Below are 24512 nucleotides of genomic sequence, written 5' to 3' on the forward strand. Positions count from 1 at the left end.
GACCCGGGCACCACCGGCCGACCCGGCGGAACCACCGGCCGACCCGCTACCGCGCACTGCCCGCGTACACGTTCGCGATCACCAACCGGGCATGCGCGGCTCCGGCCCCGTCGCTGACGTAGACCAGGTCGTGGCCGTCGCCCCACAGGCACGTCGCGGTGGTCGGGCCGGGCCAGCAGCGCAGCAGCCCCGGCGGGCCCGGTACGGCCGGATCCTCGGCCACCGCGACCGCCGGGACGAAGTCCCGGACGTAGTCCGCCGGCGCCGTTTCCCGCCCGCCGGCCAGCGTCAACAACACCGTCTCGCCGATCAGCGCGCCGCCGAACACCTCGGTCCGCACATCGGCGAAGGTCCGCCCGAGCGTCGCGGTCAACTCGGCCACCGGCGCGGGCAACGCGGCCCGGGCCACCGGCTGCCGACCCTCGATCGTGCCCGGCATCACCAGCGGCCCGGCGGCACGCGTGCTCGGCGGCGCGGTCGGCAACCCGCGCGGCCGGTGGGTCCCACCGCCGCCGGAGTCGAGCAGCATGACCACGATCACCACCGCGGCCACCACGACCGTGACGCTGCCCAGGACGCCGACCACCAGGGCGGCCCGCTCCCGTCCGCGGCCGGCCGCCGGCGGCCCACCCGACGGCCCGGTCGGATACCCGGCCCCATCCGTTCCGGGCCCCGGCCACCCGCCGTACCCCTCGCTCATCGCCCCACCACCCGTGGCTCGTCGGCACCCGGTACAACGACCGTACGACCACGAGGCGACGCCCGAACCACCCTTCGACCACCCGCCTCGCGGCGTCCCACCGCGCCGAATCCACGCGCACCGCGGCGCACCGTACGGCGGCCCGATCCGCCGACGGACGGGGGAAGCAGCCCACCACCCCCGCGCACCGGTCCGCTCGGCCACCGCTCGACCCCGGCGAACCGGGCCCGCCCGCCGACCCGCCGGCCGGCCACGAGCCGATCGCCCCCACGCGCCGGTGCCGACATGGATGACCCGTCCGAGACCCGCCCACCGTGCCCGCGCCCGGACCGCCACCCCCTGTCCGCGCTCCGCGCATGGTTGCCCCGGCGCGTCGAAGGCGCCCACGTGCCTTCCGTAGACTGGGGCGGTGACCGAGAACACCATCCCCGCAGCCGCTGCCGCCGAGCAGCCGCAGGCCCTTCCCTCCCAGTACACCCCCGCCGAGGTAGAGGGGAAGCTGTACGAGCGCTGGGTAGCCGCGGGTTGGTTCGAGGCCGACGCCAAGAGCGACAAGCCGCCGTACACGATCGTCATCCCGCCGCCCAACGTCACCGGCCAACTGCACCTGGGCCACGCGTTCCAGCACACGCTGATGGACGCGCTCACCCGCCGCAAGCGCATGCAGGGCTTCGAGGCGCTGTGGCTGCCCGGCATGGACCACGCCGGCATCGCCACGCAGAACGTGGTCGAGCGCGAGCTGGCCAAGGAGGGCAAGTCGCGCCACGACCTGGGCCGTGACGAGTTCGTGCACCGGGTCTGGCAGTGGAAGGAAGAGTACGGCGGGAAGATCCTCGGCCAGATGCGCCGGCTCGGCGACGGCGTGGACTGGTCGCGCGAGCGGTTCACCATGGACGAGGGCCTGTCCCAGGCCGTCCAGACCATCTTCAAGCGGCTCTACGACGACGAGTTGATCTACCGCGCCGAGCGGATCATCAACTGGTGTCCGCGCTGCCTGACCGCGATCTCGGACATCGAGGTCGAGCACCAGGACGACGACGGCGAGTTGGTCTCGATCCGCTACGGCGACGGCGAGAACTCGATCGTGGTGGCCACCACGCGCGCCGAGACGATGCTCGGCGACACCGCCGTGGCGGTGCATCCGAGCGACGAGCGCTACGCGCACCTGGTCGGCACCGAGATCGAACTGCCGCTCACCGGGCGGCGGATCCCGATCATCGCGGACGAGCACGTGGACCCCGAGTTCGGCACCGGCGCGGTCAAGGTGACCCCGGCGCACGACCCGAACGACTTCGAGATCGGCCGCCGGCACGACCTGCCGATGCCGACGATCATGAACGAGCGCGCGATCGTCACGGTGCACGGCCCGTTCGAGGGCCTGGACCGCTACGAGGCACGCTTCGCGATCGTCGCCGCGCTGCGCGAGCAGGGCCGGATCGTCGCCGAGAAGCGCCCGTACGTGCACGCCGTCGGGCACTGCTCGCGGTGCAAGACCACGGTCGAGCCGCGGCTTTCCATGCAGTGGTGGGTCCGGGTCGAGCCGCTGGCCAAGGCGGCCGGCGACGCGGTGCGCGACGGGCGCGTGGCGATCCACCCGCAGGAGCTGGCCGGGCGCTACTTCGGCTGGGTCGACAACATGCACGACTGGTGCATCTCGCGCCAGCTGTGGTGGGGCCACCGGATCCCGGTCTGGTACGGCCCGAACGGCGAGACGGTCTGCGTGGGACCGAACGACGAGGCGCCCACCGGCGAGGGCTGGACGCAGGACAGCGACGTGCTCGACACGTGGTTCTCCTCCGCGCTGTGGCCCTTCTCCACTCTGGGCTGGCCGGAACAGACCGCCGATCTGGCCAAGTTCTATCCCACCGACGTACTGCTGACCGGGCACGACATCATCTTCTTCTGGGTCGCCCGGATGATGATGTTCGGGCTCTACGCGATGGACGGACAGGCGCCGTTCCACACCATCACGCTCACCGGCCTGGTCCGCGACCAGTTCGGCAAGAAGATGTCCAAGTCGTTCGGCAATGTGGTCGACCCGATCGACTGGATGGACGCCTACGGCACCGACGCGCTGCGCTTCACCCTTGCCCGCGGCGCCAACCCCGGCACCGATGTGCCGATCGGCGAGGACTGGGTCCAGGGCTCGCGCAACTTCTGCAACAAGATCTGGAACGCCACCCGGTTCGCGCTCATGAACGGCGCCACCGTGGACGGCCCGATGCCCGCCGCCGAACAACTCTCCGCGACCGACCGCTGGATCCTGTCCCGCCTCGACGCGGTGGTCGCCGAGGTGGACGCGTACTACGAGGACTACCAGTTCGCCAAGCTCTCCGACACGCTGTTCCACTTCGCCTGGGACGAGGTCTTCGACTGGTACGTCGAGCTGGCCAAGCTGCCGCTGGGCGGCGACGACGAGGCCGCCGCGCAGGCCACCCGGCGTGTCCTCGGCCACGTGCTCGACGTGACCCTGCGGCTGCTGCACCCGATCGTGCCGTTCGTCACCGAGGAGTTGTGGACCACGCTCACCGGCGGCGAGTCGCTGGTGCCGGCCGCGTGGCCGACCCCGGGCGGGTTCGCCGACCCGGCCGCCGAGGCCGAGATCACCACGCTCCAGCAGGTGATCACCGAGGTCCGCCGGTTCCGCTCGGACCAGGGCCTCAAGCCCGGCCAGCGGGTGCCGGCCAACATCTCCCTCGCGGGCACCACGATCGCCGCGCACGAGGCGGCGCTTCGGCAACTGGCCCGCTGTACGCCGGCCGGCGAGGGCTTCACCGCGACCACGTCCTTCCCGGTCGCGGGTGCCGTGATCGAACTGGACCTGTCCGGCGCGATCGACTTCGCCGCCGAGCGCAAGCGGCTGTCCAAGGACCTGGCCGAGGCGGAGAAGGTCCGCGACGTGAACACGAAGAAGCTCGGCAACGCGGGCTTCCTGGCCAAGGCCGCGGCCGACGTGGTGGACAAGGTCCGGGAGAAGCTGGCCGGCGCCGAGGCCGACATCGAGCGGATCACCGGTCAACTGGACCGGCTGCCCACGAGCTGACCCGGCTGGCCGCGCGGCCCGGGCACACCCGCCCGGGCCGCCCGGCCGACCGGCGAGCCGACACCTCCGGCTCGGCACCAAGACCCCGCAGAACCCGATCGGAACCGGTGACACCTGTGACAGACCCCGCCGAGGCACTGGCCGCCCAGCGCGCCGTCGAGGCCGAGCTGACCGGGCGCTGGCCCGAGACCAAACTCGACCCGTCCACCGACCGCGTCGTGGCGCTGATGGACGTGCTCGGCGAACCGCAACGGGCCTATCCGGTCATCCACATCACCGGCACCAACGGCAAGACCAGCACGGCCCGGATGATCGAGACGCTGCTGCGTACCTTCCAACTGCGCACCGGCCGCTACACCAGCCCGCACGTCGAATCGATGACCGAGCGGATCAGCCTGGACGGCGAGCCGATCAGCGCCGAACGATTCGTCGAGACCTACCGCGACATCGAGCCCTACGTCGAGATCGTCGACGCCGCGCAGCCGCACCGGCTCTCGTTCTTCGAGGTGCTCACCGCGATGGCGTACGCGGCGTTCGCCGACGCCCCCGTGGACGTCGCGGTCGTCGAGGTCGGCATGGGCGGTACGTGGGACGCGACCAACGTGATGGACGCGGCGGTCGCGGTGGTCACCCCGATCGCGGTCGACCACGCGGCCCGACTCGGCGATACGCCCGGCGAGATCGCGGTGGAGAAGGCCGGGATCATCAAGAAGGACAGCCTGGTCGTGCTCGCCCAACAGCCCGTGGACGCCGCCGAGGTGTTGCTGCGGCGCGCGGTCGAGGTGGACGCGACGGTGGCCCGCGAGGGCATGGAGTTCGGCGTGGTTCGGCGCGATCTGGCGGTCGGCGGCCAACTGCTCACGCTGCGCGGGTTGGCGGGGGAGTACACCGACGTCTTCCTGCCGCTGCACGGCAGCCACCAGGCGAGCAACGCCGCGGTCGCGCTGGCCGCGGTGGAGGCGTTCCTGGGCGTCGGGGTGGCCGGTCGGCCCGGGCTCACCGGCGCCGGCGCGCTGGACGCGGACCTGGTCCGGGAGGCGTTCGCCTCGGTCACCTCGCCCGGTCGGCTCGAGATCGTCCGGCGCAGCCCGACGGTGATCATCGACGCCGCGCACAACCCGGCCGGCGCCCGGGCCGCCGCGCAGGCGATGACCGACTCGTTCGACTTCCGGCACCTGGTCGGCGTGGTCGGGGTGATGGGCGACAAGGACGTGCGCGGCGTGCTGGAGGCCCTCGAGCCGGTGCTCGCCGAGGTCGTGGTGACGCAGAACTCGCAGCCGCGCGCGATGCCCGCGGACGAACTCGCCGCGCTCGCGGTCGAGGTGTTCGGCGCGGACCGGGTCGACGTACAGCCGGCCCTCCCGGACGCGATCGAGGCGGCCGTCACGCTCGCCGAGGAGGAGGGCGATCTCGGCGGCGCCGGTGTGCTGATCACCGGCTCGGTGGTCACCGTCGGCGAGGCCCGGGTGTTGCTCAACGGACCCGATCCCGCCGCCCGGACCCGCGACGGAAGGGACGGCTGAGCATGCGCGCGCTGTGTTCCACCCACCTGATCGGCCAGGCCATGGTGATCTGCCTGGCCGCGCTGGTCGCCATGCAACTCAGCGACATCTCCACCGGCGTGTTGTGGGCGGTGGCCGGCCCGTCCGCGCTGGTGTGCGTCCTGCTGTGCGCCAAGCTCAAGGAGCCGTGGGCGATCAAGGCCGGCTGGGTGCTGCAAGTGGGCCTGTTCGTGACCGGTTTCGTGGTCCCGATGATGTTTTTGATCGGCGTGGTGTTCGCGGCCATCTGGTACGCCTGCATCCGGGTCGGCGCGATCATCGACGCCGCCAAGGCGGCCCGGGCGGCCGCTACCGAATGATCCGGGACGTACGGCCGAAGGGCCGACGCGTCACCCCGGATAGGCTCTGCGCGTCGACCGTTCGTCCGGGCGCAAGGCCCGTGCCCGTTCCCCCTTTTCGAGAAAGCAAGGAGCCCAACGTGTCCGAGCGCACGCTCGTCCTGGTCAAGCCGGACGGAGTCCGGCGCGGTCTCGTCGGCGAGGTCATCGGCCGCATCGAGCGCAAGGGCTTCACCCTGGCCGCGCTCGATCTGCGGGTGATGGATCGCGAGACGATCGAGCGGCACTACGCCGAGCACGAGGGCAAGCCGTTCTACGCCCCGCTCGTGGAGTTCATGACCTCGGCACCGTCGGTGGCGCTGATCGTCGAGGGCGAGCGGGTGATCGAGTCCTTCCGGGTGCTCGCCGGCGTCACCGACCCGATCAAGGCCGCGCCGGGCACCATTCGCGGCGACTTCGCCACGATCACCCGGGAGAACATCGTGCACGGCTCCGACTCGGTGGAGTCCGCCGAGCGCGAGATCAAGAACTTCTTCCCCGAGCACGCCTGACGGTTCGGTCCCGGCCGCGCGGGGTGGGTCGGCGCCGACCCACGCTCGTGTGCCGGACCGGATCCGTGCCGCGCCGAAGCGACACCACGACGACTGCCGAAGGCCGCGCGACGCGCGCGGGCTTCGCGACGCGTCGATTTTTTTCCGGACCATGCCGGCCGGCCCGCCGGGTGACCCTGCGGGGCACCGATCGGGCGCCGTCCGTGCGCTGTTAGAGGGAAATCCCTCGACTTGCCGCGCGTGGCACGCAACCCCTCGCCCCGTGATCACGTCATGGTGGATAGAGGGTGCAGCCGTGCCCCGGTACGTCGCGGTTCTGCCGCCGGCACACCGTGCCTACGATTGTGGTCGGTCGGTCCGGCGTCCTTGGTACGACGTCCCCCGGCCGGCTCATGTCCTCATGGCTACGAGCTCGGGAAGGCCCTAGGTTTTTTATATGGCGAACAACTTGTCGTTCATCGGTCGTGACATGGCGGTCGACCTCGGTACGGCCAACACGCTGGTGTACGTCAGAGGCCGCGGCATCGTGTTGAACGAGCCGTCGGTGGTCGCCAAGAACACCACGACCGGGGGCATCCTGGCGGTCGGCGCCGAGGCGAAGAAGATGATCGGGCGCACGCCCGGCAACATCGTGGCGATCCGGCCGCTCAAGGACGGCGTGATCGCCGACTTCGAGATCACCGAGCGGATGTTGCGCTACTTCATCCTCAAGGTGCACCGGCGTCGCTACCTGGCCCGTCCGCGCGTGGTGATCTGCGTGCCCTCCGGCATCACCGGCGTCGAACGCCGCGCCGTGGTCGAGGCGTCCAGCCAGGCCGGCGCGCGCAGCGTGCACATCATCGAGGAGCCGATGGCCGCCGCGATCGGCGCCGGCCTGCCGGTGCACGAGGCGACCGGCAACATGGTCGTCGACATCGGCGGCGGCACCACCGAGGTGGCGGTGATCTCGCTCGGCGGGATCGTCACGGCGCAGTCGATCCGGGTGGCCGGCGACGAGCTGGACAACGCGATCATCGCCTACGTCAAGAAGGAATACTCGCTGCTCCTGGGCGAGCGCAGTGCCGAGGAAATCAAGATGTCGATCGGCTCGGCCTTCGACCTCGGCGAGGACGAGCACAGCGAGATCCGCGGCCGCGACCTGGTCAGCGGCCTGCCCAAGACGATCGTGATCTCCACCTCCGAGGTCCGCAAGGCCATCGAGGAACCGGTCAACACCGTCGTGGACGCGGTCAAGAGCACGCTCGACCAGTGTCCGCCCGAACTGGCCGGCGACGTGATGGATCGCGGCATCGTGCTCACCGGCGGCGGCGCCCTGCTGCGCGGCCTCGACGAGCGGCTGCGGACCGAGACCGGGATGCCGATCCACATCGCCGACAACCCGCTGGACTCGGTTGCCCTGGGCGCGGGTAAGTGCGTCGAGGAATACGAGAAGCTCCAGCAGGTACTGGACGCACAACCGCGCCGTTGACCGACGATCCGGTGGGCGTACGGCCCCGCCGCCGCCCACCGGACCCGGCCCGGCACCGGCACACACCACAACTGCCCACAAGCGCCGCAACGTACGAAAGGGGCGGGCGCGCATCGTGAGGGACTCCCGGCACGGTCGGCTGGTCCTCGTGCTGCTGCTGGCGATCTCTTTCGCCCTCATCACCGTGGACATCCGCGGTGGCCGGAACTCGCCCATCGCGAACGTCCGCGACTGGGCCTCGGCCGTGTTCGGCCCCGCCGAACGCGGTGTGTCCGCCGCCGTGGACCCCGTCGGCCGAGCCGTGAACGCGGTCAAGGACGCGGGATCCCACGAGGGCGAGAAGAAGCGCCTGCAGGACGAGAACGCCAAACTCCGGCAACAGGTGGACAACATCCAGTTCGACCGCAACCGCGCGGCGGAGCTGGACAAACTGCTCAAGGTCTCGGCGGCCGGACAGTACAAGATCAAGCCCGCGCGCGTGGTCGCCATCGGGCCCGCCCAGGGTTTCTCCTGGACGGTCACCATCGACGCGGGCGGCGGCGACGGCATCAAGCCGGACATGACCGTGATCAACGGCGACGGGCTGGTCGGTCGGGTGACCCAGGTGGGCCCGATGACCTCGACCGTGCTGCTCGCCACCGACCCCGGCTTCGCGGTCGGCTCGCGCCTGGCGGGGTCGATGGAAATAGGGATCACTTCCGGCCGTGGCGACAAGCCGATGAACCTCAAAATGCTCAACGGCCAGGCCCAGATCAAGAAGGGCGACCGGCTGGTCACCTTCGGCTCGCAGGGCGGCAAGCCGTTCGTGCCGGGCGTGCCGGTGGGCGAGGTCGCCGAGGTGCGCAACTCCCCGGGCCAGTTGGCCCGCAGCGTCGAGGTGAAGTCGTACGTGCACTTCTCCAGCCTGGACACGGTGGGTGTGGTGATCGAGCCGCCGCGCACCGATCCGCGCGACGCGATACTGCCACCGCTGCCGGCCGCCCAGGAGGCGCCCGCGCCGCCGCCGAGCACGCCGCCCAGCGCTCCGCCGGCGCCACCGGCGACCGGCGAACCGGTCACCGGCGCCTCGGCCGCCAGGCCGCCCGCCTCGGGCGACCGCAGCAACAACGCCGGCGGGGCGGACCCGGCCGGCGGCGGGCACCGCAGGCCGCCGTCCGGCGGCGCGACACCACCGGCGGGAAGGGACTGAGACGGTGCGGATCTCCCGCGTGTTGTATGCCGCGTTGCTGATCGTCGTCGCGCTCGTGGTCCAGGTCAGCGTGCTTGCCCGACTCGGTCTGCCCGGTGCGGTGCCCGACCTGCTGCTCCTGGCGGTGGTCGGCCTGGCGCTGACCTACGGGCCCACCTCGGGGTGCGTGATCGGCTTCGCGGCCGGCCTGTGTGCCGACCTCGCGCCGCCCGCGGACCACGCGGCGGGCCGCTACGCGTTCGTGCTCTGCCTGACCGGATATGTGGCCGGCCTGTTCGCCTCGCGCAACCCCCGGCGCTCGGTGCTCACCCCGATCGCGGTGATCGCGGTGGCCGCCGCCGCGACGACCGTGCTGTACGCGGGTGTCGGCGCCCTGGTCGGGGACGGCGCGGTGCGCCAGGTGGGGCTGACCAAGCTGCTTTTGACCGCCGTGGTCTACGACTCGATCCTGGCGCCGTTCGTGGTGCCGTGGGTGATGGCGCTCGCCCGCAAGGTGGATCCCAAACCGCTGCTCTCGGGCCTGTCCCGGTAGGGGGTGAATGGCCAAGATGCGCAAACGTATGCCCAGTCTGCTCAACGCCGGACGCTCCAAGGGGGACGGCGCGCACAGTGTGCGGGCCCGGATGGTGATCCTCCAGATCCTGGTGTTGTCGCTGATGATCACCCTCTTCGGCCGGTTGTGGTACCTGCAGATCCGCGAGGGCGACCACTACGCCGCGGCCGCGTCGCAGAACGCGGTCCGGGACGTGATCACCCCCGCCGTGCGCGGGCAGATCCTCGACGACAAGGGCCGGCCGCTGGTCGACAACCGCACCGCGCTGGTGGTTTCGGTCAACCGGACCGAGTTGATAAGGATGCCGGACTCCGGCGCCGCGGTGTTGTCCCGGCTGGCCAAGGTGCTCGACCTGCCCTACGCCGAGGTCAAGGCGCGCACCCGGCTGTGTGAGCGCAACGTGCCCAAGCCGTGCTGGAACGGCTCGCCGTACCAGCCGATCCCGGTCGCCGACAACGCCACCACCGAGCAGGCGCTGAGCATCCTGGAGCACCGCGAGGACTTCCCCGGGGTGACCGCCGAGTCCATCGCGCTACGCCAGTATCCGGCGCCCGAGGGAGCCAACGGCGCACACGTGGTCGGCTACCTCTCGCCGGTCACCGACGAGGAGTTGACCAAGCAGAAGGCGGCGGGGAAGAAGGACCTGCAGCGCGCCGACGAGGTCGGCCGCAGCGGTCTGGAGCGCACCTACGACACCGACCTGCGCGGCAAGTCCGGGGTCACCGGCCTGTCCGTGGACCACCTCGGCCGGGTCACCGGCACCGTGTCGGAGACTCCGCCGGTGGCCGGAAACCACCTGGTGACCAGCATCGACGCGAAGATCCAGGCGATCACCGAACAACAACTCGACGAGGCGATCAAGCGGGCCCGCAGCACCTTCGACGCGGGCAACACGCACAAGAATTTCATCGCCGACGCGGGCGCCGCGGTGGTGATGGACGTCAAGACCGGCCGGGTGATCGCGATGGCCAGCGCGCCCAACTACGACCCCTCGGTGTGGGTGGGCGGCATCTCCCCGCAGAACTACAAGGCGCTCACCGACGAGAAGGCCGGCGTCCCGCTGGTGTCCCGGGCGATACAGGGTCAGTTCGCGCCGGGCTCGATCTTCAAGGTGGTCTCCACCTCGGCCGCGGCCGAGTCGGGCTACTCCACCAAGTCCACCTACGACTGCTCGCCGAGCATCTCGGTCGGCGGTCAGACCTTCAACAACCTGGAGTCCAAGGGCTACGGCCCGATCACCCTCCAGCGCGCCCTGGAGGTTTCCTGCAACACCGTGTTCTACGGCATCGGCTACGACATGTGGCTGAAAGACGGCGGCATCTTCGGGAAGAACCCCAAGGACCCGATGGTGACCATGGCCAAGAACTACGGCCTGGGCGCGCCCACCGGGATCGACCTGCCCGGCGAGTCCGGCGGTCGGATCGCCGACCGGGCCTGGAAGAAGCGCAACTGGGAGCTGAACAAGGACGCGTGGTGCAAGCAGGGCGACACCGGCAACGAGTACGTGGACAAGATCGCCAAGGAGAACTGCGTCGACGGCTGGCAGTTCCGCGCCGGTGACGCGATCAACTTCGCGATCGGCCAGGGCGACACCACGGTCACCCCGTTGCAGATGGCCCGGGTCTACGCGGCGATCGCCAACGGCGGCACGCTCTGGAAGCCGAGCATCGGCAAGGCCGTGGTCAGCCCGGACGGCAAGCTGGTGCGCGAGATCGCGCCGCAGTCGGCGGGCACGCTGCCGATAAGCGAGCCCACCCTCAAGTACCTGCAGACCGCGCTGAACGGCGTCGCGCAGAACGGCACCGCCGCCGGCGTGTTCGCCAACTGGCCGAACGCGCAGATCCCGATAGCGGCCAAGACCGGTACCGGCTCGGTGTACGGCAAGCAGAGCACGTCGTGGTTCGCCACCTACGGCGGGCCCAAGGACGGCCCGCAGTACGCCGTGGTGATGATGGTCAGCCAGGGCGGCACCGGTTCCGGTACCTCGGGCCCCTCCGTGCGCAAGATCTACGAGGCGCTGATGGGCGTCGACGACAAGGGCACGATCGACCCGAGCAAGGCGCTGCTGCCGGCGCCGCCCACCGGGCTGCCCGAGATCAAGGCGGACGGCACGGTCGTACCCGCCGCCTACGCGCTGCCGCCGCATCCCGGCGGGGGCGACGGCCCCACCACCACCGCGCTGTCCGCGCCCGGGGCGCTGCCGCCCGATCGGCCGGTCCACCGGACGGGGAGAGGGACATGAACCTGAAACTGCGGCCCGCGTCGCGCGTGGCCGGATTCGGTACCCCGGATCTGGGCCGACTCGCACCGGTGTTCACCCCGCGCCGGTCGATCACCCGGCAGATCATCCAGCGCGACGCGCCGGTGCGCCGGTTGGACTGGATACTCCTGGGCCCCGCCCTGGTGTTGTCCGTGGCCGGCTCGCTGCTGGTCTGGTCGGCGACCCGCAACCGGCGCGGACTCACCGGCGGCGACCCGCAGTTCTTCTTCAAGCGGCACCTGCTCAACCTGGCCATCGGGCTGGTCCTGGCCACCGTGGTGGCGATAATCGGTCACCGCCGGATAAGGGCGTTCTCCCCGCTCGTCGCGTTCGTCTCGGTGCTCGGCCTGCTGGCCGCGCTCAGCCCGCTGGGCAGCACGATCAACGGCGCGCGGGCCTGGATCCAGGTCGGCGGCGGCTTCTCGCTCCAGCCCGCCGAGTTGGTCAAGCTCGGGATCATCCTGTGCATGGGGATGATCCTGTCCGAGCGGGTGGACACCGGGGACCGGGCCCGCCCCGGCGACAAGGCGGTGTTCTGGGCGCTGGCGATCGCCGCGCTGCCGATGGCGATCATCATGCTGATGCCCGACATGGGGTCGGTCATGGTGATCGCGATGATCGTGCTGTGTGTGCTGCTCGCGTCCGGCGCGCGGGCGCGGTGGATGGTGCTGATGTTCGTGCTGGCCGGGGTCGGCGCGGTCGCGGTGATGCACTTCGGGCTGCTCAGCGAGTACCAGATCGACCGGTTCCGGGCCTTCGCCGACCCGAGCTTCGACCCGGCGGGCGTCGGCTACAACACCCAGATGGCCCGGCTCGCCATCGGCTCGGGCGGGCTCACCGGCCAGGGGCTGTTCCACGGCGAGCAGACCAGCGGCTCGTATGTCCCCGAACAGCAGACCGACTTCGTCTTCTCGGTGGCCGGCGAGGAGTTCGGCTTCGTCGGCAGCGCGGTGCTCATCGTGTTGTTCGCGATCCTGCTGTGGCGCGGGATCCGGATCGCGCTGCACGCCGACGACCTGTTCGGCACGATCGTCGCGGGCGGCGTGGTCGGCTGGTTCGCCTTCCAGGCGTTCGAGAACATCGGGATGAACCTGGGCATCATGCCGGTGGCCGGCCTGCCGCTGCCGTTCGTCTCCTACGGCGGCTCGTCGATGTTCGCGAACTGGATGGCGATAGGGCTGCTCCAGTCGGTGCACATGAGACATGCCGGCGCCTTCAAATCTGCCTGAGTGGCCGTTGCGGGTGGGCTCCCATCGAGGCTCTCGGTAGGGGGCCCGCCCGGGTCGCGTTAGGCTGGGAGGTCGATCCCCCGCCCAGCTCATCGGAAGGACCGCCATGCCCGTCGAGTCCCTGTTCCCGCGTCTGGAGCCGCTTCTGCCCCAGGTGCAGAAGCCCATCCAGTACGTCGGTGGCGAACTCAACTCGACCGTCAAGGACTGGGACGCGTGCACGGTCCGCTGGGCCCTGATGTACCCGGACGCCTATGAGGTCGGCCTGCCCAACCAGGGCGTGATGATCCTGTACGAGGTCCTCAACGAGGTCGCCGACGTGCTCGCGGAGCGTACCTACGCGGTGTGGGGCGATCTGGAAAAGCTGATGCGCGAGCACCGGGTGCCGCAGTTCACCGTGGACGCACACCGACCGGTCGGCGCGTTCGACGTGTTCGGGCTGAGCTTCTCCACCGAGCTGGGCTACACGAACATGCTCAACGCGCTCGACCTGGCCGGGATCCCGATCGAGGCGAAGGACCGCACCGAGGATCACCCGATCGTGCTCGCCGGCGGACACGCCGCGTTCAACCCCGAGCCGATCGCGGACTTCATCGACTGCGCCGTGGTCGGCGACGGCGAGCAGGCCGTGCTGCAGATCACCGACATCATCCGGGCCTGGAAGGCCGAGGGCCGGCCGGGCGGTCGGGACGAACTGCTGTTCCGCCTCGCGGTCACCGGCAGTGTCTACGTACCGCGCTTCTACGACGTGGACTACCTCGACGACGGCCGGATCCAGCGGGTCGCGCCGAACCGCTCGGGTGTGCCGTGGCGGGTGTCCAAGCACACCGTGATGGACCTGGACGAGTGGCCCTACCCCAAGCAGCCGCTGGTCCCGCTCGCCGAGACGGTGCACGAGCGCATGTCGGTGGAGATCTTCCGGGGTTGCACCCGCGGCTGCCGGTTCTGCCAGGCGGGCATGATCACCCGGCCGGTGCGCGAGCGCAGCATCGAGGGCATCGGCGCGATGGTCGACAAGGGCCTGAAGGCGACCGGCTTCGAGGAGGTCGGCCTGTTGTCGCTGTCCTCCGCCGACCACACCGAGATCGCCGAGGTGGCCAAGGGGCTGGCGGACCGCTACACCGACGACAAGATCGGCCTGTCGCTGCCGTCCACCCGGGTGGACGCGTTCAACATCGACCTGGCCAACGAGCTGACCCGCAACGGCCGTCGCTCCGGGCTGACCTTCGCCCCCGAGGGCGGCAGCGAGCGGCTGCGCAAGGTGATCAACAAGATGGTGTCGGAGGAGGACCTGATCCGCACCGTCGCCACCGCGTACGGCAACGGCTGGCGTCAGGTCAAGCTCTACTTCATGGTCGGCCTGCCCACCGAGACCGACGAGGACGTGCTGCAGATCGCGGAGATGGCCAAGAAGGTCATCCAGAAGGGGCGTGAGGTCTCCGGCAGCCGCGACATCCGCTGCACGGTGTCCATCGGCGGGTTCGTACCCAAGCCGCACACCCCGTTCCAGTGGGCCCCGCAGCTGGACCCGGCGGCCACCGACGCACGGCTGCACAAGCTGCGCGACGCGATCCGCGCGGACCGGCAGTACGGCAAGTCGATCGGCTTCCGCTACCACGACGGCAAGCCCGGCGCGATCGAGGGCCTGCTGTCCCGAGGCGACCGTCGGGTCGGCCGGATCATCCGCGCGGTGTGGGAGGACGGCGGCCGATTCGACGGCTGGAGCGAGCACTTCAGCTACGACCGCTGGGTCCGCTGCGCGGAGCAGGCGCTGGCCGACGAGCCGGTGGACCTGGACTGGTACACCACGCGCGAGCGCGAGTGGACCGAGGTGCTCCCGTGGGACCACCTCGACTCCGGCCTGGACAAGGACTGGCTGTGGGAGGACTGGCAGGACGCGCTCGACGAGACCGAGGTCGACGACTGCCGCTGGAGCCCGTGCTTCGATTGCGGCGTTTGCCCCCAAATGGGCACCGAGATTCAAATCGGACCGACCGGACAGAAGTTGCTGCCGTTGAGCGTCGTCAAGTAGTCGGATAATCACGCAAAGCAGCGTCGGTGGTCCCACTCCCCGTGAGGGAGTGGGACCACTAATCTTCCCGGGTGAATGCAAACGGGGAGCAACCGGATCGGGTGTCGTGGACACCCGGATCCGACCACAAGCCGGGCCCACCGGCGGGTACGCCCGAGCCGCCCGCGGGGGAGCGATACGCCTTTCCGGCCCATCCGCCGCGCACCGGCCCCGAACCCGGCGAGGGCTGCCTGTACGCGGTGGTCCGCTGGCCGGTCCGGATCATCGCGCTGATCGTCGTGGTGCCACTGCGGTTGTTGTGGGAGCTGCTGCGGCTGATCTGCCGAGGGATCAAATTCCTGTTCTGGGACTGGTTCCTGCGGCCGATCGTGCGGGGGCTGAAGATCCTGCTGTGGGACTGGTTCCTGTATCCGGTTCTGCGCTTCATCGCCCGCTACGTACTGGTCCCGCTCGGCGACGCGATCGCCTGGGTGTGCATCCATCTGATCATCCGACCGCTTGCCTTCCTGTACCGGTATCTCCTGCGCCGGCCCGCGGAGTTGTTGTGGCGATACGTACTGCGTCCGCTCGGCCGGGCCGCGCTCCACGCGCTGCGGTTCGCGTGGGAGATCTCCACCACGATCGTCAACTTCGTGATCGTCCGGCCGCTGTCCTGGCTGTGGCGCGCGGTGCTGGCCCCGATCGGTCGCGGCCTCGCCGTGGTCTGGCGACACCTGGTCGTGCTGCCGGTGTCCTGGGCCTGGCACAACGTGCTCGCGCCGATCGGCCGGGCCATCCGAGCCGTGTGGCGATTCCTGGTCGTGGCGCCGCTGCGCTGGGTCGGTCGAACCGTTCTTCGACCGATCGGCCGGGCCGCCGCGGAGGTGCTCCGGGCCATCGGAATCGGGGGGCGCTGACCCGACCCGTCCGGTGGCCGTACTCTTGGACCGACTTCTGCCCATCCACTCGACCAAGGACTGAGCGAAACTGGCACGACGTACGCCCGAGGGACCGCCGCCCGCGCCGACGGTCCAGCGACTGCGCCTCCGGTACACCAAGCGTGGTCGCCTCCGGTTCACCAGCCACCGGGATTTCCAGCGCGCGTTCGAGCGGGCCCTGCGTCGGGCGGAAGTACCGATGGCCTACTCCGCCGGTTTCACCCCCCACCCCAAGGTGTCCTACGCGGGGGCGGCGCCCACCGGCGTCGCCAGCGAGGCCGAATACCTCGAGATCGGCGTGGCCACGCACTGTGACCCGGCCCGTCTGCGGGAACTGCTCGACGCGTCGCTGCCGACCGGTCTCGACATCGTCGAGATCGTCGAGGCACACGGCGGCAACCTGCCCGAACGTCTCGAGGCATCGGTCTGGGAGCTCGCTCTCGACGGGGTCACCCGCGCGGAGGCCGAGCGCGCGGTCGCCGCGTTCCTGGCCGCCGAGACCGTCGAGGTCCAGCGCATGAGCAAGAACGGTATGCGCACTTTCGACGCCCGTGAGGCGGTGATCGCGCTGACCGTCACCATCCCCGACGGGAACGACGCAGGTCACCAGGGTGTCGATGCGGGTAGTGCTTCACCCTGTGCGATACTGCGACTGGTTGTCCGGCACACCACACCCGCCGTTCGACCCGACGACGTTCTGTCCGGTCTTCGCATGGTCGCCGAACTTGTTACGCCCACCGCCGCCGCGGTCACCCGCCTGGCGCAGGGGCCGCTCGACACCGCGACCGATTCGGTGACCGACCCGCTCGCGCCCGACCGCGCAGCATCGGCGGTGGAGCACACCTCGCAGGGGGACGAGGAACTCCGGACCGGCCCGCAGGGCGGTGCAGAACCCGTCGTCGAAGCCTCGAATCGGTGACGACCGGGTACACGAGGCCCAAGGCTTGAATTTCCGACAGACTTATCGCCCGGTCACGGCCACCAGGCCGGGACCGGCGAGTGAGAGAGAAGCTTCCGCGCGGCGCCCTGCGTTGGAGCGCCCGGAAGCGTGACGGGAGACAGACCCGCATGCTCGACACCGAGCCCAACGACACGCCTGAGACATCAGGTACACCCGGGGTTGTGAACTCCGGTACTTCCGACAACGACAACAGCACGGACAACGACAACAGCACCAGGAACGACACGGCCACGACGCCGGCCCCCCGCCGCCGTCGCCGCGCCGCCAGTCGTCCCGCAGGACCCCCGAGCGTTGCCTCTCCCGAGGCCGCGCCGGTTCCGGCTGCCGTGACCCCCGAGCTTTCCGCGCCCTCCGACGAGGAGGAGCCGGAGGCCGAGGAGGCCGCCGTGGCCGAGATCGCCCCCGAGCCCGAAGCCGCGCCCGAGCCGGAGACGCCGCGCCGGGCGCGGCGCACCCGTAAGCGGGTGACCGCGCCGGTCACCGACACGGCCGAGGTCGCGAGCGCGGCGGTGGAGGCTGCCGAGCCCACACCGGCCCCGGTCGAGGCCGCCCCGGTGGAGGCCGCCGCGGCCGAGGAGGAGGCGCCCCGACGGGTGCGCCGCACCCGCAAGCGGGCGGCGGTCGCCCCCGAGGCGACCCCGGCAGAGGTCGCGCCCGAGCCGGTTCCGGCCGAGCCGGAGCCGGTGGCGGAGGAAGAGGCCCCGCGGCGGACCCGGCGGACCCGCAAGCGCGCGGTGCCCACGTACGACGAGATCGAGGCGGCCCCGGTCGGCGCGGCCGAGCCGGTGGTCGAGACCGCCCCGGCGGCCGAGGCCACGCCGGAGCCCGAGGCGGAGGCGGCTCCCGAGCCGCGGACCAGGGGTGGTCGCAAGACGCCGCCGCCGGTCTTCCAGCCGCTGTTCCAGGCCCCGCAGGCGGCCGTCTTCGCCGCGCCGCAGCGTGCGGCCGAGCCGGCCCCCGCGCCGGCCGCCGCGGCCCCGGCCGAGCCGGAGGCCCGGATCGAGGCGGAGGAGCCGCGTGGTCGGCGCCGCCGTCGCCGGGCGCTGCCCGACGAGGTGCATGCCGCGGCCGAGGCCGAGCCGCAGGACTCGCGCTACCAGGACGAGCAGGACCGGCACCCCGGCCGCGCGGTCACGACGACCGCGCCCGCCGAGCCGGAGGAGGAGCCGGAGAGCGCCGAGGCGCACGAGGACGACGCCGAGGGCGACCGCCCGACCCGTCGTCGGCGCCGTGGCGGCCGGCGTCGCCGCGGTCGCGGTGACGACAGCGCCGAGGACCACGGTTCCGACGAGGACGGCGAGCAGCAGGCCGAGGGGGTCGGCGACGGACCGGACGACGACGAGGACACCGACGAGCCGGGCGACCCGGGCGCGACCACCAGCAGCCGCCGGCGCCGCCGGCGCCGCCGCCGCGACGGTGCCGCCGACGACGTCGTGGCCGGTGAGCCGCAGGACGACCCCGAGCGCACCGTGGTCAAGGTCCGCGAGCCGCGCAAGCGCGAGGTCCGGGAGAGCGACAGCCCCACCGACGAGGTACAGGGCGTCAAGGGCTCGACCCGCCTGGAGGCCAAGAAGCAGCGCCGCCGCGAGGGCCGTGAGCAGGGCCGGCGGCGGGTGCCGATCATCACCGAGTCGGAGTTCCTGGCCCGCCGGGAAGCCGTCGAGCGGGTGATGGTCGTACGCCAGAGCGGCGAGCGCACCCAGATCGGTGTGCTGGAGGACGACGTGCTCGTCGAGCACTACGTCAGCCGCAGCCAGGACAGCCAGTCCGCCTACGTCGGCAACGTCTACCTGGGCAAGGTCCAGAACGTGCTGCCGTCGATGGAGGCCGCGTTCGTCGACATCGGCAAGGGCCGCAACGCGGTGTTGTACGCCGGCGAGGTCAACTTCGAGGCGGCCGGCTTCAGCGGTCCGCGCCGGATCGAGGCCGTGCTCAAGCCCGGCCAGTCGGTCCTGGTACAGGTGACCAAGGACCCGATCGGGCACAAGGGCGCCCGGCTGACCAGCCAGGTCTCGCTGCCCGGCCGCTACCTGGTCTACGTGCCCGAGGGCACCATGACCGGGATCAGCCGCAAGCTCCCGGACACCGAGCGGGCCCGGCTGAAGACCATCCTCAAGCGGATCGTGCCGGAGAACGCGGGCGTGATCGTACGCACCGCCGCCGAGGGCGCGACCGAGGAGGACCTGACCCGCGACGTGACGCGGCTCCAGGCCCAGTGGGAGGAGATCAAGAAGAAGTCCAAGATGATCACGACCAGTTCGCCCTCGCTGCTCTACGGCGAGCCGGACATGACGGTTCGGGTCATCCGGGACATCTTCAACGAGGACTTCTCCAAGCTGATCGTCTCCGGCGACGAGGCGTGGGGCGTCATTCACGACTACGTCGGCCACGTGGCCCCGGACCTGGCCCCGCGGCTTTCCCGGTGGACCAGCGAGGTGGACGTCTTCGCGACGTACCGCATCGACGAGCAGCTGATGAAGGCGCTGGACCGCAAGGTCTGGCTGCCCAGCGGCGGTTCGCTGGTGATCGACCGCACCGAGGCGATGGTCGTGGTCGACGTCAACACCGGGAAGTTCACCGGTCAGGGCGGCAACCTCGAGGAGACGGTCACCCGGAACAACCTGGAGGCGGCCGAGGAGATCGTCCGTCAGCTCCGGCTGCGCGACCTCGGCGGGATCATCGTCGTCGACTTCATCGACATGGTCCTCGAGGCCAACCGCGACCTGGTGCTGCGCCGCCTGATGGAGTGCCTGGGTCGGGACCGGACCAAGCACCAGGTGGCCGAGGTCACCTCGCTCGGCCTGGTGCAGATGACCCGCAAGCGGGTCGGCCAGGGGCTGCTCGAGGCCTTCTCGGAGAACTGCGAGCGGTGCAACGGCCGCGGTGTGATCGTGCACATGGACGCGCCGGAGACCAAGGGCCACGGCAACGCCGGGCACACCCACGCCGGCAACGGCGGCGCCGCCCCGGCGGGTTCCGGACGGCGCAAGCGCAACCGGGGCAACGCCGACAAGAACGGCAGCGGCCCGATCACCGAGATCGTGGACACCGACGAACTGGTGGACCTGGACGAGGTCGGCGAGGTCGGCGAACTGCCGGAGCCGGTCGCCGCGGTCGACGCGGTGGAGGTCGAGCCGGTCGAGGTCGCCGAGGCGATCGAGGTCGAGGTCGAGGAGACCGTGCCGGTCGCCGAGCCGGAGCCGGCCGAGGTCGAGGTGACCGCCGAGCCGGTGGTCGAGGCGGAAGCGGTCGCCGAGGTCGAGCCGGTCGAGGTCGTCGAGGAGGCCCCGGCGCCCGCCAAGCGGGTGCGCAAGGCCGCCGCCAAGAAGACGGTCGCCAAGAAGGCCGCGGCCAAGACCGCGCCGGCCAAGAAGACCGCCGCCAAGGCACCGCGCAAGACGGCCAAGAAGGTCGCCGCCGAGGCGGCGGAGGCGGCGGAAGCCACAGCCGTCGACGCGGCGGCGAGCGAGCCGCCCGCCGCCGAGCCGACGCCCGAGCCGGCCGCCAAGCCGGTCAAGGCGACCCGGACCCGGGCGCGCGGCAAGGCCGCCGCGGCAGCGGCCGAGGCCGAGGCCGTCGAGCCCCCGGCCGCGGCCGAGGCCAAGCCCGCCAAGGCCGCCGCCAAGCCGCGCAAGACGTCGCGGCGGGCGACCCGGCCCGCCGGTCCGCCGGAGGGTGCCGTGGACGGCGCCGAACCGGTTTCGGCGGCGAGCGGATCCTGAGCCACGACGGGTCCGCCCCGGGGTAAACCTCCGAGGCGGACCCGTTTGGCCTTCGCCCCCGCGTGTCCTGTAACCTTTGCCCTTGGTGTGCTTAGGCACAGGCTCCTGAGCAACCACCCTGCGGGATGCAGATCCGGCGGGAGGCCCCCGATTTCTGTTCGGTGTGGCTGGCTTCAGGGGCTCGGACCCAGCAGAGAGAGAGATCCACGGTGTACGCGATCGTTCGCGCCGGTGGCAGGCAGCACAAGGTTGCCGTCGGTGACGTCGTCCAGGTCGACCGCATTCGCGGTGCGGCCGGTTCGGCAGTTGAGCTCCAGGCCATCCTCGTCGTAGACGGTGAAGCCGTGACGAGTGACCCGTGGGTCCTCGCGGGTGTGAAGGTGACGGCCGAGGTCGTCGATCACACCAAGGGCAAGAAGATCGACATTCTGAAGTACAAGAACAAGACCGGTTACCGCAAGCGCATGGGTCACCGCCAGCAGCACACCCAGCTGAAGATCACCGGCATCAACTCCGGGAAGTAGGGAGAAGCGACATGGCACACAAGAAGGGTGCATCTTCCACCCGGAACGGCCGTGACTCGAACGCTCAGCGCCTCGGCGTCAAGCGCTTCGGCGGCCAGGTCGTCAACGCCGGCGAGATCATCGTCCGCCAGCGCGGTACGCACTTCCACCCCGGCACCAACGTCGGTCGCGGCGGCGACGACACGCTGTTCGCGCTGTCGGCCGGTGCCGTGCAGTTCGGCACCGCGCGTGGTCGTCGCGTCGTGAACATCGTCCCGGCGGAATAAGCACGCCGCGGCATTCGCTTTGACACCCGAGGGCGGACCCTATTCGGTCCGCCCTCGGGTGTTTGTCCACAGTGTTTCGCTCCCCGCTCGGGGAGCCGAGGAGGAATCCACGTGACGACCTTCGTCGACCGCGTCGTGCTGCACGTTGCGGCGGGTAACGGGGGCCACGGCGTGGCCTCCGTCCACCGGGAGAAGTTCAAGCCGCTCGGCGGCCCCGACGGCGGCAACGGTGGCCGGGGCGGCGATGTCACGCTGGTCGTCGACGCCAACACCACCACGCTGCTCGAGTACCACCACTCGCCGCACCGCAAGGCCACCAACGGCAAGCCCGGCGGCGGCGCCAACCGGACCGGCCCCGCCGGCGCGGACGTCGTCCTCGCGGTGCCGGACGGCACGGTGGTCAAGCGTCTGCTGCCCAATGGCGACGAGGAATTCGTCGAGGACCTGGTCGGCAACGGTGTCAGCTACGTGATCGCCCAGGGCGGTCGCGGCGGCCTGGGCAACGCCGCGCTGGCCTCGCCGCGCCGCAAGGCCCCCGGCTTCGCGCTGCTCGGCGAGCCCGGCGAGGCCGGCGACTTCGTCCTCGAACTCAAGACCGTCGCCGATGTCGCGCTGGTGGGCTATCCCAGCGCCGGCAAGTCCTCGCTGATCGCCACACTCAGCGCCGCGCGGCCCAAGATCGCCGACTACCCGTTCACCACCCTCGTGCCGAACCTGGGCGTGGTCACCGCCGGCGACGTGGTCTACACCGTCGCCGACGTACCCGGACTGATCCCCGGCGCGAGCGAGGGCAAGGGCCTGGGCCTGGAGTTCCTGCGGCACGTCGAGCGCTGCAAGGCGCTCGTGCACGTGCTCGACTGCGCGACCCTCGAGCCCGGCCGCGACCCGATCAGCGACCTGGACACGATCGAGGCCGAGCTGAAGGCGTACGGCGGCCTGGAGGACCGGCCGCGGATGGTCGCGCTGAACAAGATCGACGTGCCCGACGGCAACGACCTGGCCGACCTGGTCAAGGCCGAGCTGGAGGCGCGCGGGCTCCAGGTGTTCGCGGTCTCCGCGGTCAGCCGGGCGGGGCTGCGCGAGTTGTCCTTCGCGATGGCCGCCCAGGTGCAGGGCGCGCGGGACGCGGCGCCGGCGCCGGAGGCGACCCGGATCGTGCTGCGGCCGACCGCGGTCGACGACAGCGGCTTCACCGTCACCCGCCGGGACGAGGCGTTCATCGTGCGCGGCGCCAAGCCCGAACGTTGGGTGCGGCAGACCGACTTCAGCAACGACGAGGCGGTGGGCTACCTGGCCGACCGGCTCGCCCGGCTCGGCGTCGAGGAGGCGCTGTGGTCGGCCGGCGCGGTCCCCGGGGCCGAGGTGGTCATCGGCGACGACGTCACCGGCGTGGTCTTCGACTGGGAGCCCACCGTCGCGGCCGGCGCCGAGATGCTGGGTCGACGCGGCGAGGACCACCGCCTGCAGACGCACCGTCCGGCGGTGGACAAGCGGCGCGAGCGCGAGGCGATCGAGACGCAGTACGAGGAGTTCGATCCGTTCTCGGACTCCTGAGCGTGCCGGTGCTCCCGGGGCGTCGACGGTGTTGTGTCGACGGCTTCGGGAGCGCCGCCGGGCGGGACGACGGTGACGGTCGACCGGAAGGCGGGGCCTGAAGTGAGCGGTGGGGCCGGCACGGCGCGCGAGGACGTGACCTCGGCGCGTCGGATCGTGGTCAAGGTCGGATCGTCCTCGTTGACGACCGCACAGGGCGGCCTGGACGCGGACCGCGTGGACGCCCTCGTGGACGTGATAGCGGCCAAGCGGGTCGAGGGGGTCGAGGTCGTCCTGGTCTCCTCCGGCGCGATCGCCGCCGGCCTGGCCCCGCTCGGCCTGGCCCGCCGACCGCGCGATCTGGCCACCCAGCAGGCCGCCGCGAGCGTCGGTCAGGGGCTCCTGGTGGCCCGCTACACCGCCTCCTTCGCGCGCTACGGCCTGCGGGTGGGCCAGGTGCTGCTGACCGTCGACGACGTCACCCGGCGGGCGCACTACCGCAACGCCTACAACACGCTGGACAAGCTGCTCGCGATGGGCACCGTGCCGGTGGTCAACGAGAACGACACGGTGGCCACCGAGGAGATCCGGTTCGGCGACAACGACCGACTCGCGGCCCTGGTCGCGCACGTCGTGCACGCCGACCTGCTGGTGCTGCTGTCCGACGTGGCCGGGCTCTACGACGGCGATCCGGCCAAGTCGACGTCGTCGCGGGTGCCTTCGGTGCGTGGACCCGAGGATCTCGAAGGCATCGAGATCGGCAAGGCGGGCAAGGCCGGTCTGGGTACCGGCGGCATGGTGACCAAGGTCGAGGCGGCGGGCATCGCCACCTCCGCGGGCATCCCCGTGGTGCTCACCGCGGCCCGCTTCGCGGCCGACGCGCTGGCCGGCAAGGACACCGGAACACTCTTCCACCGCACCGGAGTTCGCACCGCCGACCGGCTGCTGTGGCTGGCCCACGCGAGCACCGCGCGCGGTCGGCTGACGCTGGATCCGGGCGCCGTCCGGGCGGTCCGCGAGCGGCACAGTTCGCTGCTGCCCGCCGGGATCACCGGTGTCCAGGGCGGTTTCGTCGCCGGCGATCCGGTGGACCTGGTTGACGAAAACGGTCACATCGTGGCCCGCGGACTGGTCAACTTTGATGCGAAGGAACTGCCGGGCCTGTTCGGGCGATCGACTCGGGAGTTGGCCCGGGAGTTGGGTCCGGCCTACGAGCGCGAGGTCGTCCACCGCGACGACCTGGTGCTGCTGCGCCGCTGAGCGACGTCCACGGAAGATCAGCAGCTCGCCGACGGGAGGCCGGCCGTGCCGGAGCGTGGGGACCGCCCCTGGGGAAACGTGGAACACGACGGCGCGGGCCGGATGTGGCACATCACGCTGACCCTGGCCGGCAAGCCGGGTGACCCCGAGGACGTGCGGCGGGCGTTGGAACGGCTCGCCCACGAACACCCCTTCCTGCTCGCCGGTCGCTACGCGGCCGACCACGCGGAGGTGCGGTACTGGGAGGAGGCGCCCAACCTGCACGACGCGGCGGCGATCGCACTGCGCCTGTGGGGCGAGCATCGACAGAGCGCCGGACTGCCGCCGTGGGAGCTGATCGGGCTCGAGGTGGTGGACCGGGCCACCTACCAGAAGCGGGCCGGGGCGCCCGCTCCGCTGCCGGTCCAGCCGGGGCGGGTGCAGCCGTTCTGACCTGCTGACGGGTGTCCGAGCGGCGAATAATC

The 24512-nt window shown here is 71.1% G+C and carries 18 protein-coding genes and 1 pseudogene; 18 read left to right on the forward strand and 1 reads right to left on the reverse strand.

Annotated features, from left to right (window positions below; genetic code table 11):
* Positions 1-46: 46 nt before the first annotated feature.
* Complete coding sequence (locus ABIA38_RS00165) at positions 47-700, reverse strand: hypothetical protein (protein ID WP_424636256.1); 654 nt, start codon at positions 698-700, stop codon at positions 47-49.
* A 409-nt stretch (positions 701-1109) separates the two neighbouring features.
* Here ABIA38_RS00165 and ABIA38_RS00170 point away from each other — a divergent pair, with 409 nt between their 5' ends.
* From ABIA38_RS00170 to ABIA38_RS00255, 18 genes and pseudogenes are all read left to right on the forward strand, one after another.
* On the forward strand, positions 1110-3743 hold the full coding sequence (locus ABIA38_RS00170; RefSeq protein WP_424636257.1) for a valine--tRNA ligase: 2634 nt from the start codon (positions 1110-1112) through the stop codon (positions 3741-3743).
* Positions 3744-3859: 116 nt separating this feature from the next.
* Positions 3860-5266, forward strand: a complete 1407-nt coding sequence (gene folC, locus ABIA38_RS00175) for a bifunctional tetrahydrofolate synthase/dihydrofolate synthase (RefSeq protein ID WP_424636258.1) — start codon at positions 3860-3862, stop codon at positions 5264-5266.
* Between the two features lie 2 nt (positions 5267-5268).
* Entirely contained in the window at positions 5269-5604 is a 336-nt protein-coding gene (locus ABIA38_RS00180) for a DUF4233 domain-containing protein (protein ID WP_424636259.1), read from the forward strand.
* Positions 5605-5723: 119 nt separating this feature from the next.
* The gene (ndk, locus tag ABIA38_RS00185) at positions 5724-6134 is read left to right on the forward strand and encodes a nucleoside-diphosphate kinase (protein ID WP_424636260.1); all 411 of its coding nucleotides are present in this window, start codon (positions 5724-5726) and stop codon (positions 6132-6134) included.
* 448 nt (positions 6135-6582) lie between these two features.
* Complete coding sequence (locus tag ABIA38_RS00190) at positions 6583-7602, forward strand: rod shape-determining protein (RefSeq protein ID WP_078979486.1); 1020 nt, start codon at positions 6583-6585, stop codon at positions 7600-7602.
* A 115-nt stretch (positions 7603-7717) separates the two neighbouring features.
* On the forward strand, positions 7718-8791 hold the full coding sequence (mreC, locus tag ABIA38_RS00195; RefSeq protein ID WP_424636261.1) for a rod shape-determining protein MreC: 1074 nt from the start codon (positions 7718-7720) through the stop codon (positions 8789-8791).
* Between the two features lie 4 nt (positions 8792-8795).
* A pseudogene (mreD, locus tag ABIA38_RS00200) lies at positions 8796-9302 on the forward strand (rod shape-determining protein MreD); the annotation flags it as partial.
* Between the two features lie 49 nt (positions 9303-9351).
* Positions 9352-11586, forward strand: coding sequence for a penicillin-binding protein 2 (gene mrdA, locus ABIA38_RS00205; protein ID WP_424636738.1), 2235 nt, complete (start codon positions 9352-9354; stop codon positions 11584-11586).
* Positions 11583-12833 (forward strand): rod shape-determining protein RodA, encoded by a 1251-nt coding sequence (gene rodA, locus ABIA38_RS00210; RefSeq protein ID WP_424636262.1) that lies wholly within the window; start codon positions 11583-11585, stop codon positions 12831-12833. The genes mrdA and rodA overlap by 4 nt, the downstream gene beginning before the upstream one ends.
* Positions 12834-12939: 106 nt before the next feature.
* Positions 12940-14865 carry a TIGR03960 family B12-binding radical SAM protein gene (locus tag ABIA38_RS00215; RefSeq protein ID WP_424636263.1) on the forward strand — a complete coding sequence of 642 codons (1926 nt, stop codon included), beginning with the start codon at positions 12940-12942 and terminating at the stop codon, positions 14863-14865.
* A gap of 71 nt (positions 14866-14936) precedes the next feature.
* Positions 14937-15761: a hypothetical protein gene (locus ABIA38_RS00220; protein ID WP_424636264.1), complete on the forward strand. Its 825-nt coding sequence runs from the start codon at positions 14937-14939 to the stop codon at positions 15759-15761.
* Between the two features lie 70 nt (positions 15762-15831).
* The gene (locus tag ABIA38_RS00225) at positions 15832-16701 is read left to right on the forward strand and encodes a TIGR03936 family radical SAM-associated protein (RefSeq protein WP_424636739.1); all 870 of its coding nucleotides are present in this window, start codon (positions 15832-15834) and stop codon (positions 16699-16701) included.
* A gap of 203 nt (positions 16702-16904) precedes the next feature.
* Positions 16905-20465: an Rne/Rng family ribonuclease gene (locus tag ABIA38_RS00230; RefSeq protein ID WP_424636265.1), complete on the forward strand. Its 3561-nt coding sequence runs from the start codon at positions 16905-16907 to the stop codon at positions 20463-20465.
* 209 nt (positions 20466-20674) lie between these two features.
* A complete protein-coding gene (gene rplU / locus ABIA38_RS00235) occupies positions 20675-20989 on the forward strand; it encodes a 50S ribosomal protein L21 (RefSeq protein ID WP_026218258.1) in 315 nt (104 codons plus the stop codon).
* 11 nt (positions 20990-21000) lie between these two features.
* Positions 21001-21255: a 50S ribosomal protein L27 gene (rpmA, locus tag ABIA38_RS00240; RefSeq protein WP_020550744.1), complete on the forward strand. Its 255-nt coding sequence runs from the start codon at positions 21001-21003 to the stop codon at positions 21253-21255.
* A gap of 111 nt (positions 21256-21366) precedes the next feature.
* Positions 21367-22809, forward strand: a complete 1443-nt coding sequence (gene obgE, locus ABIA38_RS00245) for a GTPase ObgE (protein WP_424636266.1) — start codon at positions 21367-21369, stop codon at positions 22807-22809.
* 135 nt (positions 22810-22944) lie between these two features.
* Positions 22945-24048, forward strand: coding sequence for a glutamate 5-kinase (proB, locus tag ABIA38_RS00250; RefSeq protein WP_424636740.1), 1104 nt, complete (start codon positions 22945-22947; stop codon positions 24046-24048).
* Between the two features lie 45 nt (positions 24049-24093).
* Entirely contained in the window at positions 24094-24480 is a 387-nt protein-coding gene (locus ABIA38_RS00255) for a hypothetical protein (protein ID WP_424636267.1), read from the forward strand.
* Positions 24481-24512: the final 32 nt, after the last annotated feature.

This window comes from Embleya sp. AB8, assembly GCF_049739465.1.
In the GTDB taxonomy this organism is placed as follows: domain Bacteria; phylum Actinomycetota; class Actinomycetes; order Streptomycetales; family Streptomycetaceae; genus Embleya.